The 14,519-nt window shown below is 69.4% G+C and carries 15 protein-coding genes and 1 riboswitch; of the genes, 9 read left to right on the top strand and 6 right to left on the bottom strand.

Annotation, left to right across the window (positions count from 1 at the left end; all coding sequences use genetic code 11):
• Positions 1–11: 11 nt before the first annotated feature.
• The gene (locus tag IE246_RS11815) at positions 12–443 is read right to left on the bottom strand and encodes a GNAT family N-acetyltransferase (protein ID WP_189989715.1); all 432 of its coding nucleotides are present in this window, start codon (positions 441–443) and stop codon (positions 12–14) included.
• A gap of 118 nt (positions 444–561) precedes the next feature.
• Here IE246_RS11815 and IE246_RS11820 point away from each other — a divergent pair, with 118 nt between their 5' ends.
• The 6 genes from IE246_RS11820 to IE246_RS11845 all read left to right on the top strand — a co-directional run bounded on the left by IE246_RS11820 (position 562) and on the right by IE246_RS11845 (position 6,501).
• Positions 562–1,269 (top strand): vWA domain-containing protein, encoded by a 708-nt coding sequence (locus tag IE246_RS11820; protein ID WP_189989717.1) that lies wholly within the window; start codon positions 562–564, stop codon positions 1,267–1,269.
• Between the two features lie 3 nt (positions 1,270–1,272).
• Positions 1,273–1,992: a DnaJ domain-containing protein gene (locus IE246_RS11825; protein ID WP_189989718.1), complete on the top strand. Its 720-nt coding sequence runs from the start codon at positions 1,273–1,275 to the stop codon at positions 1,990–1,992.
• Between the two features lie 84 nt (positions 1,993–2,076).
• The gene (gene galU, locus IE246_RS11830) at positions 2,077–2,946 is read left to right on the top strand and encodes a UTP--glucose-1-phosphate uridylyltransferase GalU (RefSeq protein WP_189989720.1); all 870 of its coding nucleotides are present in this window, start codon (positions 2,077–2,079) and stop codon (positions 2,944–2,946) included.
• A 42-nt stretch (positions 2,947–2,988) separates the two neighbouring features.
• Entirely contained in the window at positions 2,989–4,332 is a 1,344-nt protein-coding gene (locus IE246_RS11835) for a UDP-glucose dehydrogenase family protein (protein WP_189989722.1), read from the top strand.
• The gene (gene pgmG / locus IE246_RS11840; protein ID WP_189989723.1) at positions 4,329–5,717 is read left to right on the top strand and encodes a phosphoglucomutase/phosphomannomutase PgmG; all 1,389 of its coding nucleotides are present in this window, start codon (positions 4,329–4,331) and stop codon (positions 5,715–5,717) included. The genes IE246_RS11835 and pgmG overlap by 4 nt, the downstream gene beginning before the upstream one ends.
• 69 nt (positions 5,718–5,786) lie before the next feature.
• A riboswitch (FMN riboswitch) is annotated at positions 5,787–5,948 on the top strand.
• A 76-nt stretch (positions 5,949–6,024) separates the two neighbouring features.
• On the top strand, positions 6,025–6,501 hold the full coding sequence (locus IE246_RS11845; protein WP_189989725.1) for a 6,7-dimethyl-8-ribityllumazine synthase: 477 nt from the start codon (positions 6,025–6,027) through the stop codon (positions 6,499–6,501).
• A 46-nt stretch (positions 6,502–6,547) separates the two neighbouring features.
• Here IE246_RS11845 and IE246_RS11850 read toward each other — a convergent pair whose 3' ends face one another.
• A complete protein-coding gene (locus tag IE246_RS11850; protein WP_189989727.1) occupies positions 6,548–7,810 on the bottom strand; it encodes a D-alanyl-D-alanine carboxypeptidase family protein in 1,263 nt (420 codons plus the stop codon).
• Positions 7,811–8,167: 357 nt separating this feature from the next.
• Here IE246_RS11850 and IE246_RS11855 point away from each other — a divergent pair, with 357 nt between their 5' ends.
• The 3 genes from IE246_RS11855 to clpA all read left to right on the top strand — a co-directional run bounded on the left by IE246_RS11855 (position 8,168) and on the right by clpA (position 11,644).
• A complete protein-coding gene (locus IE246_RS11855; RefSeq protein ID WP_189989729.1) occupies positions 8,168–8,692 on the top strand; it encodes a phasin family protein in 525 nt (174 codons plus the stop codon).
• Positions 8,693–8,955: 263 nt separating this feature from the next.
• Positions 8,956–9,282: an ATP-dependent Clp protease adapter ClpS gene (gene clpS, locus IE246_RS11860; RefSeq protein WP_189989732.1), complete on the top strand. Its 327-nt coding sequence runs from the start codon at positions 8,956–8,958 to the stop codon at positions 9,280–9,282.
• Between the two features lie 4 nt (positions 9,283–9,286).
• The gene (gene clpA, locus IE246_RS11865) at positions 9,287–11,644 is read left to right on the top strand and encodes an ATP-dependent Clp protease ATP-binding subunit ClpA (RefSeq protein WP_189989734.1); all 2,358 of its coding nucleotides are present in this window, start codon (positions 9,287–9,289) and stop codon (positions 11,642–11,644) included.
• 72 nt (positions 11,645–11,716) lie between these two features.
• On the opposite strand, the gene IE246_RS11870 is transcribed toward clpA, so the two are convergent.
• The 4 genes from IE246_RS11870 to IE246_RS11885 form a co-directional block, all read right to left on the bottom strand.
• Positions 11,717–12,172, bottom strand: coding sequence for a cupin domain-containing protein (locus IE246_RS11870; protein WP_189989736.1), 456 nt, complete (start codon positions 12,170–12,172; stop codon positions 11,717–11,719).
• A 185-nt stretch (positions 12,173–12,357) separates the two neighbouring features.
• Positions 12,358–12,543, bottom strand: coding sequence for a hypothetical protein (locus IE246_RS11875; RefSeq protein WP_189989737.1), 186 nt, complete (start codon positions 12,541–12,543; stop codon positions 12,358–12,360).
• A 166-nt stretch (positions 12,544–12,709) separates the two neighbouring features.
• Entirely contained in the window at positions 12,710–13,885 is a 1,176-nt protein-coding gene (locus IE246_RS11880; protein ID WP_189989739.1) for a GNAT family N-acetyltransferase, read from the bottom strand.
• A 34-nt stretch (positions 13,886–13,919) separates the two neighbouring features.
• Entirely contained in the window at positions 13,920–14,387 is a 468-nt protein-coding gene (locus IE246_RS11885; protein ID WP_189989741.1) for a RidA family protein, read from the bottom strand.
• Between the last annotated feature and the right edge of the window lie 132 nt (positions 14,388–14,519).

Genomic DNA, 14,519 nt, shown 5'->3' on the forward strand with positions numbered 1-14,519 from the left:
CCGACGTCCGTTCAGTCTCCGACCTCCAGCTCGAAATCCGCCGCGCGGTAGCGCCGGGCGCCGAGGGCCCGGTAGAACGCCAGGCCTTCGACGTTTTCGGGGTGGACCTGCCAGACCACCCAGGTCCCGCCGCGCCGGCGGGCGGCCTCGGCGACCGCCGCCATCAGGGCCCGGCCGACGCCGCGCCGCCGCACCGTCGGGTCGGCGTACAGGTCCATCAGCATCAGTCCCGGCGTGCCGCGCCCGACGTGAAAGCCGTCGTGGTAGAGCGCGTAGCCGACCACCCGCTCGCCGAACTCGGCCACGACCCCGTCGAACCGGCGGTCGGGGCCGAATCCCCAGCGCCGCACCGAGTCGGCGTCGAACGGCGGCGCCGCCACCCCTTCGTGGGCGGACAGCTCGCCGGCCATCCGGGCGACCGCCGGCGCGTCGTCGGGGGTCATCGGCCGCACGCTCACCGTCATGCAACTGGACCGGGGCAGTTGGAACGCCGCATCATGATCCCAATTCTAACCTCATCGGTCGCCACGACGGATCGCCATGACGACACGACGAGATCGGATGCCTACCGAACGCCCGGTGCAGGATGTCTCCACCCGCTCCGAGGTGGACGCCTTCCTGGATGCGGTGCGGGCGATGCCGGCCCGGCCCGGCGGATCCCGGCGCGGCCGGCTGGTATTCGCCCTGGACGCGACCGCGAGCCGTCGTCCGACCTGGGACCGGGCCTGTCACATCCAGGCGGCGATGTTCCACGAGACCGCGGCGCTCGGCGGGCTGGACGTCCAGCTGGTGTTCTACCGGGGCTTCCGCGAGTGCAAGAGCTCGAAGTGGTACTCCGACCCGGACGCGCTCGGCCGGGTGATGACCCGCGTCGACTGCCTCGGCGGCCAGACCCAGATCGCCAAGGTGCTGAACCACGCCAAGGCCGAGACCGGGCGCCGGAAGGTCGATGCGCTGATCTTCGTCGGTGACGCCTTCGAGGAGGACATCGACGCGGTCTGCCACGCCGCCGGCGAGCTCGGCGTTCTCGGGGTGCCGGTCTTCGTGTTCCACGAGGGCGGCGACCCGATCGCCGGCGATGCGTTCCGGCAGATCGCCCGGCTGACCCGGGGCGCGTACTGCCCGTTCGACCTGTCCAGCGCCGACCGGCTGAAGGATCTGCTGGCCGCGGTCGCGGTCTACGCCACCGGCGGACGCAAGGCCCTGGCCGACTTCGGCGCGAAGCGCGGCGAGGCGGTGAAGCTGCTGACCAACCAGTTGGGACGCTGACTCATGGCCTATGTCCTACTGGGCCTGTCGCTGGTGGTCGGGCTCGCCCTCATGGGCCGGTGGCTGCTCGATACCGAGCCCAAGGTCATTCTCAGGATCGCGAAGTGGGTCGGGTTGGGCCTGCTGGCGGCGCTCGGCCTGTTCATCATGCTGCGCGGGCGCCTGGACTGGGTGCTGTACGCGGCGACCGTCCTGCTGCCGTTCGTGATCCGCTGGGGCGGGGTGGTGCGGGCGATCCGCAACGCCGCCAAGGCGGCGCGCGGCCCGACCCCGGGCCAGAGCACCGGCGTGCGGACCCGGTTCCTGGCCATGAGCCTGGATCACGACACCGGGCAACTGGACGGCGAGGTCCTCGAGGGAAGGCTGGCGGGACGCCGGCTCTCGACGCTGACCCCGGGCGAGCTCGAGTCGCTGCGCCGCGAGGTCGCCGAGGATCCGGCGTCGGCCCAGGTGCTCGACGCGTGGATCGAGCGCACCGGCGCTGAGGCGGGCGGTGGCGAGGAACAGGACCGCCCCGGCGGCGCGTCGTCGTCGGCCGGCGACGGGACCATGACCAGGGCCCGGGCGCTGGAGATTCTGGGGCTGTCCGAAGGCGCCACCGAGGACGAGATCCGCGAGGCCCATCGTCGCCTGATGATGGCCAACCACCCCGACCGCGGCGGATCGTCCTGGGTCGCCGCCCAGATCAACCGGGCCAAGGACACGCTGCTCGGCCGCCCGTGACCTCAGCGCAGTTGCGCGGTTCGGGGTGTTCGGGCGATAACCCGCCCGGTTCCGCCGATGCGGCGGCTGTCTCGAGAGGACATCATGCCCGTACCCGTGCGTAAGGCGATCTTTCCGGTCGGCGGTCTCGGCACTCGCTTCCTGCCGGCGACCAAGTCGATGCCGAAGGAGATGCTCACGGTCGTCGACAAGCCGCTGATCCAGTATGCGGTCGACGAGGCCCGCGAGGCCGGGATCGAGGAGCTGATCTTCATCACCGGTCGCGGCAAGACCGCCATCGAGGACCACTTCGACCACGCCTACGAGCTGCAGGACATGCTGGCGGCGCGCGGCAAGGACGAGGCGCTGCGGCTGGTCAAGGAGACGATCCCGGCGCCGGGCATGCTCGCCTTCACCCGCCAGCAGGAGCCGCTCGGCCTCGGGCACGCGGTGTGGTGCGGCCGCAACTTCGTCGGCTCCGAGCCGGTGGCGGTGCTGCTGGCCGACGACCTGATCCTGTCGCCGAAGGGCTGCCTCAAGCAGATGGTCGAGGCCTACAACAAGGTCGGCGGCAACATGGTGGCGCTGATGGAAGTGCCGCGCGAGCAGACCGCCGCCTACGGCGTGGTGAAGCCGGGCGACATCACCGACCGGCTGGTCGAGGTGCGCGGGCTGGTCGAGAAGCCGAAGCCCGAGGACGCCCCGTCCAACCTGGCAGTGATCGGTCGCTACATCCTGCAGCCGAAGGTGTTCGAGGATCTCGGACGCATGGAGAAGGGCGCCGGCGGCGAGATCCAGCTCACCGACGCGCTGGCCCGTCAGCTCGGGCTGCAGCCGTTCAACGGCTACCTGTTCGAGGGCCGACGGTTCGACTGCGGCAACAAGGTCGGCTTCCTGGAGGCCAACCTGGCGTTCGCGCTCAACCGGTCCGACATGCGCGACGACATCGCAACGTTCCTGAAAAACTACATCTGACCGACCCGTCCGGGCCACCGGACGGTACCAGGGAGACCATCCATGCGCATCGCGATGATCGGCACCGGCTATGTCGGCCTCGTCACCGGCGCGTGCTTCTCGGAGTTCGGGGTCGACGTGTGCTGCGTCGACAAGGACGCCGGCAAGATCCAGCGTCTGAAGGCCGGCGAGATCCCGATCTTCGAGCCCGGGCTCGATCAGCTGGTCGAGGGCAACGTGAAGGCCGGGCGCCTGTCGTTCACCACCGACCTTCGCGAGGGGATGGCCGGGGCCGATGCGGTGTTCATCGCGGTCGGCACGCCGAGCCGCCGCGGCGACGGCCATGCCGACCTGTCCTACGTCTATGCCGCCGCCCGCGAGATCGCCGACACCATGGACGGCTACACGGTCGTGGTCACCAAGTCGACCGTGCCGGTCGGCACCGGCCGCGAGGTCGAGGCGATCATCCGCGAGCGCCGGCCCGACGCCCGGTTCGACGTCTGCTCGAACCCGGAGTTCCTGCGCGAGGGGGCGGCGATCAACGACTTCATGCGGCCGGACCGGGTGGTGATCGGCTGCGAGTCGGAGCGGGCGCAGGAGGTGATGCGGGGGTTGTACCGGCCGCTGTACCTGATCGAGACGCCGATCGTCTTCACGTCGCTGGAGACCAGCGAGATGATCAAGTACGCCGCCAACACCTTCCTGGCGACCAAGATCACCTTCATCAACGAGATCGCCGACCTGTGCGAGAAGGTCGGGGCCGACGTGCACGACGTCGCCCGCGGGATCGGGCTGGACGGCCGCATCGGGCGCAAGTTCCTGCACCCGGGCCCCGGCTACGGCGGCTCCTGCTTCCCGAAGGACACCCTGGCCCTGGTCAAGACCGCCCAGGACTACGGCGCGCCGCTGCGCATCATCGAGACCGTGGTGGACGTCAACGACCGCCGCAAGCAGGCCATGGCCGACCGGATCGTCGCGGCCTGCGGCGGCTCGGTCGCCGGCAAGACCGTCGCGGTGCTCGGCCTGACCTTCAAGCCGAACACCGACGACATGCGCGACAGCCCCGCGCTCGACATCGTGCCGGCGCTGCTGGCGGCCGGTGCCACGGTGCGGGCCTACGATCCCGAGGGCATGGACGAGGCGGCCAAGCTGATGGACGGCATCGAGTACGGACAGAGCGCCTACGAGGCGATGGACGGGGCCGACGCGGTGGCGATCGTGACCGAGTGGAACGAGTTCCGCGCCCTCGACCTGGCCCGCATGAAGAAGCTGCTGAAGGCGCCGGTCGTCGTCGACCTGCGCAACGTCTACGACCCGAAGGACATGCGGGCGGCCGGGTTCGAATACACCTGCGTCGGCCGCGGCACCGACCGGCCGGCCCGCGCCGCCTCGGAGGCCGCCCAATGATCGGCGCGCATCGTTTCGACCCGACCATCCTGCGCGAGTACGACGTCCGCGGAGTCGTCGGCAAGACCCTGTCGCCGACCGATGCCGAGGCGCTCGGCCGGGCGTTCGGCACCTGCGTCGCAGCCGAGGGCGGCCGGCGGGTGGCGGTCGGCCGCGACGGCCGGCTGTCGTCGCCGGACATGGAGGCGGCGGTGGTGCGCGGCCTCAGGGCTGCCGGGATCGACGTGCTGCGGGTCGGCGGCTGCCCGACCCCGGCGCTGTATTTCGCGGTCTACCAGCTCAAGGCCGACGGCGGGATCATGATCACCGGGTCGCACAACCCGCCGGACTACAACGGCTTCAAGATGATGATCGGCACCCGGCCGTTCTTCGGCGCCGACATCCAGCGGCTCGGCCCGATCGCCGCCGAAGGCGCCTATGCCGAGGGCGAGGGCGGGGTCGAGGACGTCGACCTGCTGGGCGCCTACACCGACCGGCTGCTGCAGGACTACCGTCCCGGCCGGCCGCTGACCGTGGTCTGGGACTGCGGCAACGGCGCCACCGGTCCGGTGGTCGAAGCACTCGCCGCACGCCTGCCGGGCACCCACAAGGTGCTGTTCCCCGAGGTCGACGGGACCTTCCCGAACCACCACCCCGACCCGACGGTGCCGGAGACCCTCGAGATCCTGCGCGAGGCGGTGGCCGGGGCGAAGGCCGACCTGGGCATCGCCTTCGACGGCGACGGCGACCGCCTCGGCGTCATCGACGAGAAGGGCCGGGTGCTGTGGGGCGATCAGCTGGTCGCGATCTACGCCACCGAGATCCTGGCCGAGAGGCCGGGCTCGACGATCATCGCCGACGTCAAGGCCAGCCAGGTGCTGTTCGACCGGATCGCCGAGCTCGGCGGCAAGCCGCTGATGTGGCGGACCGGCCATTCGCTGATCAAGACCAAGATGGCCGAGACCGGGGCGCCGCTGGCCGGCGAGATGAGCGGCCACCTGTTCTTCAAGGACCGCTACTACGGGTTCGATGACGCGCTGTACGCGGCGATCCGCCTGCTGTCGCTGCTGGCCCGGGCCGACCGGCCGGTGTCGGCGATGCGCGACGAGCTGCCGGACGTGCTGAACACCCCGGAGGTCCGGTTCCCGTGCCCGGAGGAGCGCAAGTTCGCGGCGGTCGACGAGGTCAAGGCGGCGCTTGCCGGCCGCGAGGGCGTGCAGGTCAACGCCGTCGACGGCGTGCGGGTGTCGTCGGCCGATGGCTGGTGGCTGCTGCGGGCGTCGAACACCCAGGACGTGCTGGTGGCGCGCTGCGAGTCCAAGACCGAGGCGGGGCTGGAGCGCCTGAAAGCCCAGCTTCGCGCGGCCCTCGACGCCATCGGGATCGCCGCTCCGGCCAGCTTCTGAGCACACCGGCCGGCTTCCCGGCCGCCGGTTCCATGCTAGCATGGACCGGCCGTCCCGGTGTCGGGACGGCAGCGTTCTCGGGGCGGGGTGGAAGTCCCCACCGGCGGTGATGGCCCCGCTCGACGAGCGGGGCCGCAGCCCGCGAGCGCCCGGCGCCGACCGGCGGCGGGGTCAGCAGATTCGGTGCGATTCCGAAGCCGACGGTCACAGTCCGGATGGAAGAGAACGGGTCTTTCGGCGAGGCCGTCCGTGCGCTCGCCGCATGCTCCCGTGCGCCCTGATTCTGGATCCAAGCATGGAGCGAACCATGAATCAGAGCCTAACCGAAAACACCCAGCCCGGCGGCCGCATCGCCTTCGTGCGGGCGGGCTGGCACGCCGACCTGCTCGAGCATGCCTGGCGGGCGTTCGCCGCCACCATGGCCGATGGCGGGTGGCCGTCGGGGTCCATCGACCTGGTCCGGGTGCCGGGCGCCTTCGAGATCCCGCTGCGCGCCCGGCTGCTCGCCGACAGCGGCCGCTACCGGGCGGTGGTGGCCAATGCCCTGGTGGTCGACGGCGGAATCTACCGCCACGAGTTCGTGGCCAACGCCGTGCTGAACGGGCTGATGACCGTGCAGCTGGAGACCCGGGTTCCGGTGCTGTCGGTCGTGCTGACGCCGCATCACTTCCATGAGCATGCCGAGCACCGCGGGTTCTTCGCGGAGCACATGGCGGTGAAGGGGGCTGAGGCCGCCAGGGCCTGTCTCGAGGTCCTGGCGGAGCCCGAGGTCCGGGCGGCCTGACCTGCGGGTGCGCGGGGGCCGGCCAGGGTCCCCGCGTGCCGGCGGATCAGCCCTTGGGGCCGGCCGCCAGCTCGATGTCGGCGCGCGCGGGAACCGGGACGCAGGGCAGCTGGCGGCGCTTCAGGCTGAGGCAGGCGGAGCGGGCCTCCTGCTCGCTGAGGCCGAGCAACCGGGCGCGGTAGATGGTGCCGGTGCGGCGGTCGAGGGGCTCGACCAGGGCGTCGGCGCCGGTCAGCAGCTCCACGAGATGGCCGCGGGCCAGGGCGATCGAGCGCTGGGCGCGCAGCTCGGTGGCGTAGGCCCCGACCTGGATGCCCCATTCGACGCCCTCGTCGCGTGAGCCGGATTCGAACTCGGGGGCCGGAACCGGCAGCGGCGGCAGCAGGGAAGCGGCCTCGGCGCTCACCCGGGCACTGGTGTCGGCGTCCGCGACCCGCACCTCGCGGTCGGGCCGGGGCGACGGCAGCGGCGGAACGACGATCTCGGCGACCCGGATGTCGGCGGCCTTCTTGAAACCGGAGTCCAGGAGCCGCTTCATGTGGCGGTCGCGCCGCGAGCCGGTCTTGCCGCCGAACACCACGCCGATCAGCCGCCGGCCGTTGCGCTCGACCGAGGCGACCAGGTTGAACCCGGAGGCGCCGATGTAGCCGGTCTTGATGCCGTCGGTGCCGCGGTAGTGGCCGAGCAGCTTGTTGTGGTTGTTGTACGCCCGCCCCTTCCAGTCGAAGCGGCGGGTCGCGAAGTAGCCGTACTCCTGCGGGAAATCCCGACGGACCGCCAGCGCCAGCATGGCCATGTCGTAGGCGGTGGTCACCTGGCGTCCGTCGTGCAGGCCGGAGGCGTTGCGGAAGGTGGTGCTCCGCATGCCGAGTTGCCGCGCCCGCTGGGTCATCTGGCGGGCGAACTTGTACTCGGTGCCGCCCAGCGCCTCGGCGACCACCACCGCCACGTCGTTGGCGGACTTAGTCACCAGGGCCAGGATGGCGTCCTCGACGCGGATGGTGTCGCCGGCCCGCAGGTGCAGGTTGGAGGGCGGCTGGGCGGCGGCGTGCGTGGAGACCTTCAAGCGGTCTTCGAGGCCGACGCGGCCGTCCTTCAGCGCGTCGAACAGCATATACAGGGTCATGATCTTGGTGAGCGACGCCGGGTGCCGCTGGGCCTTGGCATGACGCTCGAACAGCACCGTTCCGGTATCGGCGTCGAGGATGAGCGCGGCGTACTTGTTCGCGGCATGGGCCGGCACCGCCGTCGCCAGCCAGATCAGCCCGAGCGCAATAGTAGCCAGTATCCGGACGCTGCGCCGCGTCATGACAATGTCCCCCGGATGCCGTCGTCGAACCTGATCCGCCGGCACCGGGACCCCGCCCCGCACCCCGACGAACTGTCGAATCCTAGACGCCGTCTCAGCATTTGTCCATAAGCAATTGATTTGAAGGTTATACTGTCGGTCGGGCCCCGTTGGGCAAGGTGGTGTTCCCGGGGTGACGCAGATGCGAAAGCCGGAACCGCTCCGTTGGCTCGTACCACAAGGATTTCCCTCGCTTTCGAGATTTTTGTGCGCTGCACAAATTTACCCTTGACCCTGGCGGCGGATTAACTATCTTCCCCGTCATGTTGCGCTGCACAAGCCGCAACCGACGAATTCCCCAGGACGATGGAGCGAGACATGAGCACCAAGAAGAGCACTGCGACGGCCACGCCCGTCGACGCCGCGGTCACCGCGGGCAAGGAGACCTTCGAGCAGATGACCAAGATCGGCCAGGACGCCGCCCAGAAGAACATGGAGCAGGCGATGTCGATGGCGAAGGACAACGTCGAGAAGGCCTCGCAGACCCTGTTCAAGGGCTACGAGCAGGTCAACACTCTGGCCCAGGGCAACTACGAGGCGGTCTCGAAGTCGTTCGGGATCCTGTCGAAGGGCTTCGAGGACCTGTCCAAGGCCTGGATGACCTACACCCAGGGCACCGTCGACTCCTCGATGGCGTTCGGCAAGCAGGTGCTCGGCGCCAAGTCGCTGAACGAGGTCGTCGACCTGCAGAACACCTTCACCAAGTCGGCCTTCGACTCGTTCGTGGCCGAGAGCACCAAGCTCTCCGAGATGTCGGTGAAGACCGCCAGCGAGGCGATCGAGCCGCTGAAGGCCCGGGTCGACGAGACCGTCGAGACCCTGAGCCGTCCGCTCGCTGCCTGAGCGGCACCGCACGCTCCGACGACTCCGCCGCCCGCGCGGCGGCGCGAAAAGGCCCGGCCGATTTCGGCCGGGCCTTTTTTGTTGCGCCTGCACACGCCATATACCAGCCAGCGTCGCGGGTCCCCGGACGCCGCGGCCGGACCTGCGGCGGAGCGCCTTGGGTCCCCCCCTTTCGCGAGCCCTGGCAAATCTCCTATGCTGATCGCCAGTCGAGGTGGAGGACAGTGATTCCCACACGAACCAACCCTTTGCGGATTGTTGCGATGAGCGACGACGATCGCGGTACCGGCGGCCGTCCCACCACGGGCGTGGTGGTCAAGACGCGCCCGAAGACCAAGAAGCCGTCGATGTACAAGGTCATCATGCTGAACGACGACTACACGCCGATGGAGTTCGTCGTTCACGTCATCGAAAGGTTTTTCGGAAAGAGTCGGGAGGAGGCGACCCGGATCATGCTGCACGTGCACCAGCGGGGCGTCGGCATCTGCGGGGTCTATACGTACGAGGTAGCCGAAACCAAGGTGACCCAGGTGATGGATTTCGCACGCCAGCATCAGCACCCGCTTCAGTGCACCCTGGAGAAAGATTGACATCATGCTCTCCAAGAACCTGGAACAGAGCCTGCACCGCGCCCTCGGCATCGCGAACGAGAAACACCACGAGTACGCGACGCTCGAGCACCTGCTGTACGCGTTGACCGAGGACCAGGACGCGCTTGCCGTGCTCAAGGCCTGCGGTGTCGACGTCGACAAGCTGCGGCACGACCTGATGACCTACATCGACACCGAGTTGAACGGGCTGGTCGGCGCCTCGATGGAGGACGCCAAGCCGACCGCCGGCTTCCAGCGCGTGGTCCAGCGCGCGGTCATCCACGTCCAGTCGTCCGGCCGCGAGGAGGTGACCGGCGCCAACGTCATGGTGGCGCTGCTGTCCGAGCGCGAGAGCCACGCGGTCTACTTCCTGCAGGAGCAGGAGATGACCCGGTTCGACGCGGTCAGCTACATCAGCCACGGCATCGCCAAGGTGCACGGCCAGGCCGGCGCCGAGCAGCGCAAGCCGGTCGACGGCGCCGACGAGAACGCCAAGGCCGACCAGGTCAACAAGCAGGGCCACGAGGCGCTCGACGCCTACTGCGTGGACCTGAACAAGAAGGCGGCGTCCGGCAAGATCGACCCGCTGATCGGCCGCGAGGCCGAGGTCGAGCGGACCATCCAGATCCTGTGCCGGCGCACCAAGAACAACCCGCTGTTCGTCGGCGACCCCGGGGTCGGCAAGACCGCGATCGCCGAGGGCCTGGCCAAGCGGATCGTCGACGGCGACGTGCCGGACGTGCTGATCGACGCCGTGATCTACGCCCTCGACATGGGGGCGCTGCTGGCCGGTACCCGCTACCGCGGCGACTTCGAGGAGCGTCTGAAGGCGGTGGTCAACGAGCTCGAGCAGAACCCGCACGCGGTTCTGTTCATCGACGAGATCCACACCGTGATCGGCGCCGGCGCGACCTCCGGCGGCGCCATGGACGCCTCCAACCTGCTGAAGCCGGCGCTGCAGTCGGGCGGGCTGCGCTGCATCGGCTCGACCACCTACAAGGAATACCGCGGCTATTTCGAGAAGGACCGGGCGCTGGTGCGGCGGTTCCAGAAGATCGACGTGAACGAGCCGTCGATCGACGACTCGATCAAGATCCTCAAGGGCCTGAAGCCGTACTACGAGAAGCACCACAACGTCCGCTACACGACCGACGCCCTGAAGACCGCGGTCGAGCTGTCGGCCAAGTACATCGGCGACCGCAAGCTCCCGGACAAGGCGATCGACGTGATCGACGAGGTCGGGGCTGCGCAGATGCTGCTGCCGGTCTCCAAGCGCCGCAAGACCATCGGCGTCAAGGAGGTCGAGGAGGTGGTGGCGAAGATCGCCCGGATCCCGCCGAAGAGCGTCTCGACCGACGACAAGACTGTGCTCGCCAACCTTGAGCGCGACCTGAAGACCGTGGTGTTCGGCCAGGACGCGGCGATCGCCTCGCTGGCGACCGCGATCAAGCTGGCCCGGGCCGGCCTGCGCGAGCCGGAGAAGCCGATCGGCAGCTACCTGTTCTCCGGCCCGACCGGCGTCGGCAAGACCGAGGTGGCGCGCCAGCTCGCGCACATCATGGGGGTCGAGCTGATCCGCTTCGACATGTCGGAGTACATGGAGCGGCACAGCGTCAGCCGGCTGATCGGCGCCCCGCCGGGCTATGTCGGGTTCGACCAGGGCGGCCTGCTGACCGACCAGATCGACCAGCACCCGCACTGCGTGCTGCTGCTCGACGAGATCGAGAAGGCGCATCCGGACCTGTTCAACGTGCTGCTGCAGGTCATGGACCACGGCAAGCTGACCGACCACAACGGCAAGACGGTCGACTTCCGCAACGTCATCCTGATCATGACCACCAACGCCGGTGCCGCCGACCTCGCCAAGGAGGCGATCGGCTTCGGGCGGACGGTGCGCGAGGGCGACGACACCGAGGCGATCAACCGGATGTTCACGCCGGAGTTCCGCAACCGGCTGGACGCCATCGTCGGCTTCAAGCCGCTGGCGCCGGAGACCATCGGCCGCGTGGTCGACAAGTTCGTCATGCAGCTGGAGGCCCAGCTGGCCGACCGCGGCGTGTCGATCGAGCTGACCCCGGCGGCCCGCAACTGGCTCGGCGAGAAGGGCTACGACCGTCTCTACGGCGCCCGACCGCTGGCCCGGATCATCCAGGAGCACGTCAAGAAGCCGCTGGCCGAGGAATTGCTGTTCGGCAAGCTGGTCAAGGGCGGCTTGGTGCGGGTCGACATGGTCGACGACGGGCTGGTGTTCGACATCGGCGAGGAGCCGAAGCCCCGCAAGCGCCCGTCCTCGGGCGGCGACGGCTCGGACGGCGGTCCGGACGGCGGTGGCTCGACCAAGGTTCCGGAACTGGTCGAGTAACCTGTAACCGCCGGGACCGAAAAGCATGGCGGGCGGCCCTCGGGGCCGCCCGTTGTCGTTCGGGTGCAGTCGTCAGCGCTTCTGGGAGCGCGCGTAGGCCGTGCCCCACTCGGCCTCCCAGTCCTTGCCCAGGAAGTCGACGACGTCGCCGCCCTCGCTGAAGAACTTGTTCGGCATCTGGAAGAACGCGACCATCAGCCCGCCTTCCGGGCACCAGGCGGCGTGCCGGCTGCCGGCGGGGCGGGCGACGTACTCGCCGGGGCCGACCGACAGGCCCTTCTCGGGGCCTTCCTTGTCCTCGAGACGACCCTCCAGCATGTAGGTCTGCTCGGTGAAGACGTGCTCGTGGTCGGGCAGGGTGGCGCCGGGCGCCATCCGCAGCAGCACCGTCAGCACGCCGGTCTCGCGATCGACGTAGAGCGGCTTCATCTCGCAGCCCTCGAAGGCCGTCTTGCGCCATTCCATGTGCTGCGGCCGGACATGGATCGACTTCAGGTGCTCAGGGACGGTGTTCTGGTTCGCGCTCATGATCGTCCTCCCGCTGGCGACCGGGAGAGAGTGCCCCTGCTTGCCGGGCCGACAAAGCCCGAATCGTGCCGGCCCCCGCTTCCGGCCGGTCCGCGATGGGGCCGGAAACACAAAAGCCCCGCCGGGGCGGGGCTCGTGCAAAGGCATTTTCCGGCCGCGTGGGCGGCCGGCAGCATCAGCCGCGATCAGGCGGCCTTCTTGAAGCCTTCGGTCGACAGCGCGGACTCAAGGGCCCACGGGTCGATACGAACGGCCTCGGCAACCACCGTCGAAACGCCGGCGTGGTTGGCGGCCAGCTGCAGAACCGTCTCGAGCCCGAGGCCCGTCTGCTCCGCCGCCTCGCGCGGCGTCAGCACATGAGTGTCGCGCATGATGCGACCTCCCTTCACGTTCGTCATTGCCGAAATATCACTCGCCGGTCACGCGCGGTGACCAGTCGACACCATGCATATTGGGAATCGCGCCGCCGGGTGCAAGGCGGGTGTGACCGTTTCATGGCAGGTTTCGATTACGTGTTGCACTGCAGCAACAGGGGGGTCAGGCGTCCTTCCGAAACGGCGACTCGGCCTCCAGCATCTGCCGCTCGCGGGTGACCTGGCGGCGCTCGCGGACCAGGAAGTCGGCGACCGCCTCGCGCAGGCGCGGATCGGCGATCAGGTGGGCGCTGTAGGTCTCGACCGGCAGATAGCCGCGCTGCAGCTTGTGCGGGCCCTGGGCGCCGGCCTCGACCTTGGCCAGTCCGCGCTCGATGGCGAAGTCGATGGCCTGATAGTAGCAGGCCTCGAAATGCAGGAAGCGGTAGTCCTCGGTACAGCCCCAGTTGCGGCCGTACAGGGTGTCGTCGCCGATCAGGTTGAGGGCGCCGGCGACCGGCTCGCCGTCGCGCTCGACGACCACCAGCAGGACCCGCTCCGACAGCCGCTCGCCCAGCAGGGCGAAGAACCGGCGGTTCAGGTAGGGCGACCCCCACTTGCGGTCGGAGGTGTCGATGTAGAACCGGAAGAACGCGTCCCAGTGCCGGTCCTCGATGTCGCGCCCGATCAGCCGGCGGATGGTCAGGCCGCTCTCGGCGACCTCGCGGCGTTCCTTGCGGATCGCCTTGCGCTTGCGCGAGGACAGGGCGGCCAGGAAGGCGTCGAAGTCGGCATAGCCGGCGTTCGACCAGTGGTACTGCAGCCCGGTGCGCTGCAGGAAGCCGAACTCGCCGAACCGCTCCCACTGCGCGCGCGGCAGGAAGTTCACATGTGCCGACGAGATCCCGAGCCGGTCGACCAGCCCGACCACGCCGCCGGCCAGCACCTCCTCGACCCGACCGCGGTCGACCCCGGGCCTGACCAGCATCCGCGGCCCGGGCACCGGGGTGAACGGCACCGCCGACAGCAGCTTCGGGAAGTACTGCCCGCCGGCCCGCTCGTAGGCGTCGGCCCAGCCCCAGTCGAACACGTACTCGCCGTAGGAGTGGCCCTTGAGGTACAGCGGCATGGCGCCGACGACGCGGCCGCCGGCGTCCTCGACCACCAGATGCCGGGGCAGCCAGCCGGTCTCCGCGGTGACCGCCCCGCTGTCCTCCAGCGCCGACAGGAAGGCGTGGCTCAGGAACGGGTTGGCGGTGCCGGCGCAGGCATCCCAGTCCGCGGCATCGACGTCGCCGATGCCGGGCAGCACCTTGACCGCCGCCTCGATCCCGCCGCCGGTGTCGTCACCGTCCGGCATGTGTCTCCCCGGTACTGTTCAGGGCCGGTGCCGCTCAGGCGATCTCGAACACCGCCTCGACCTCGACCGCGACGCCGCGCGGCAGGGCGTTGGTGCCGACCGCGAAGCGCGAGTGCCGGCCCTTGTCGCCGAACACGTCGACCATCAGGTCGGACGCGCCGTTCACCACCTCGGGCTGCTCGGTGTAGCCGTCGACGCAGTTCACGAACCCACCGACCTTGACCACCCGCACGACCCGGTCGAGGTCGCCGTCGCAAGCCGCCTTGGCCTGGGCGATCAGGTTGATGGCGCAGATCCGGGCGATGCCCTTGGCCTGCTCGGTGGTCAGGTCCTTGCCGACCTTGCCGATGCCCTCGATCTTGCCGGCGACCAGCGGGATCTGGCCTGACACGAAGACCAGGTTGCCGGACTTCACGAACGGGATGTAGTTGGCGGCGGGGGCGGCGGGGGTCGGGATCTCGATGCCCAGTTCCTTCAGGCGTCCGTCGACGGTGCCGGCCATGGCGTCACTCCTGGTTCGGTGGATCGGTGTCTCGGCCGGAGCCTACCCGCCAACAGGGGGGCGACGCCAGCGGGGAACGGGCCGGATGTCGTGCCGCAGGTGCCGGGCAGTCGTGCCCAAAAAACCGGGTGC

It is taken from the genome of Thalassobaculum fulvum (assembly GCF_014652915.1).
Classification (GTDB): Bacteria; Pseudomonadota; Alphaproteobacteria; order Thalassobaculales; family Thalassobaculaceae; genus Thalassobaculum_A; species Thalassobaculum_A fulvum.

What these genes read in the sequence shown, in the direction of transcription:
- IE246_RS11870 (WP_189989736.1), bottom strand. Translation starts at nt 12,172, where the DNA reads ATGAGCGCGAACCAGAACACCGTCCCTGAGCACCTGAAGTCGATCCAT.
- clpS (WP_189989732.1), top strand. Translation starts at nt 8,956, where the DNA reads ATGAGCGACGACGATCGCGGTACCGGCGGCCGTCCCACCACGGGCGTG.
- clpA (WP_189989734.1), top strand. Translation starts at nt 9,287, where the DNA reads ATGCTCTCCAAGAACCTGGAACAGAGCCTGCACCGCGCCCTCGGCATC.
- IE246_RS11835 (WP_189989722.1), top strand. Translation starts at nt 2,989, where the DNA reads ATGCGCATCGCGATGATCGGCACCGGCTATGTCGGCCTCGTCACCGGC.
- IE246_RS11815 (WP_189989715.1), bottom strand. Translation starts at nt 443, where the DNA reads ATGACCCCCGACGACGCGCCGGCGGTCGCCCGGATGGCCGGCGAGCTG.
- IE246_RS11850 (WP_189989727.1), bottom strand. Translation starts at nt 7,810, where the DNA reads ATGACGCGGCGCAGCGTCCGGATACTGGCTACTATTGCGCTCGGGCTG.
- IE246_RS11820 (WP_189989717.1), top strand. Translation starts at nt 562, where the DNA reads ATGCCTACCGAACGCCCGGTGCAGGATGTCTCCACCCGCTCCGAGGTG.
- pgmG (WP_189989723.1), top strand. Translation starts at nt 4,329, where the DNA reads ATGATCGGCGCGCATCGTTTCGACCCGACCATCCTGCGCGAGTACGAC.
- IE246_RS11885 (WP_189989741.1), bottom strand. Translation starts at nt 14,387, where the DNA reads ATGGCCGGCACCGTCGACGGACGCCTGAAGGAACTGGGCATCGAGATC.
- IE246_RS11880 (WP_189989739.1), bottom strand. Translation starts at nt 13,885, where the DNA reads ATGCCGGACGGTGACGACACCGGCGGCGGGATCGAGGCGGCGGTCAAG.
- galU (WP_189989720.1), top strand. Translation starts at nt 2,077, where the DNA reads ATGCCCGTACCCGTGCGTAAGGCGATCTTTCCGGTCGGCGGTCTCGGC.
- IE246_RS11825 (WP_189989718.1), top strand. Translation starts at nt 1,273, where the DNA reads ATGGCCTATGTCCTACTGGGCCTGTCGCTGGTGGTCGGGCTCGCCCTC.
- IE246_RS11855 (WP_189989729.1), top strand. Translation starts at nt 8,168, where the DNA reads ATGAGCACCAAGAAGAGCACTGCGACGGCCACGCCCGTCGACGCCGCG.
- IE246_RS11845 (WP_189989725.1), top strand. Translation starts at nt 6,025, where the DNA reads ATGAATCAGAGCCTAACCGAAAACACCCAGCCCGGCGGCCGCATCGCC.
- IE246_RS11875 (WP_189989737.1), bottom strand. Translation starts at nt 12,543, where the DNA reads ATGCGCGACACTCATGTGCTGACGCCGCGCGAGGCGGCGGAGCAGACG.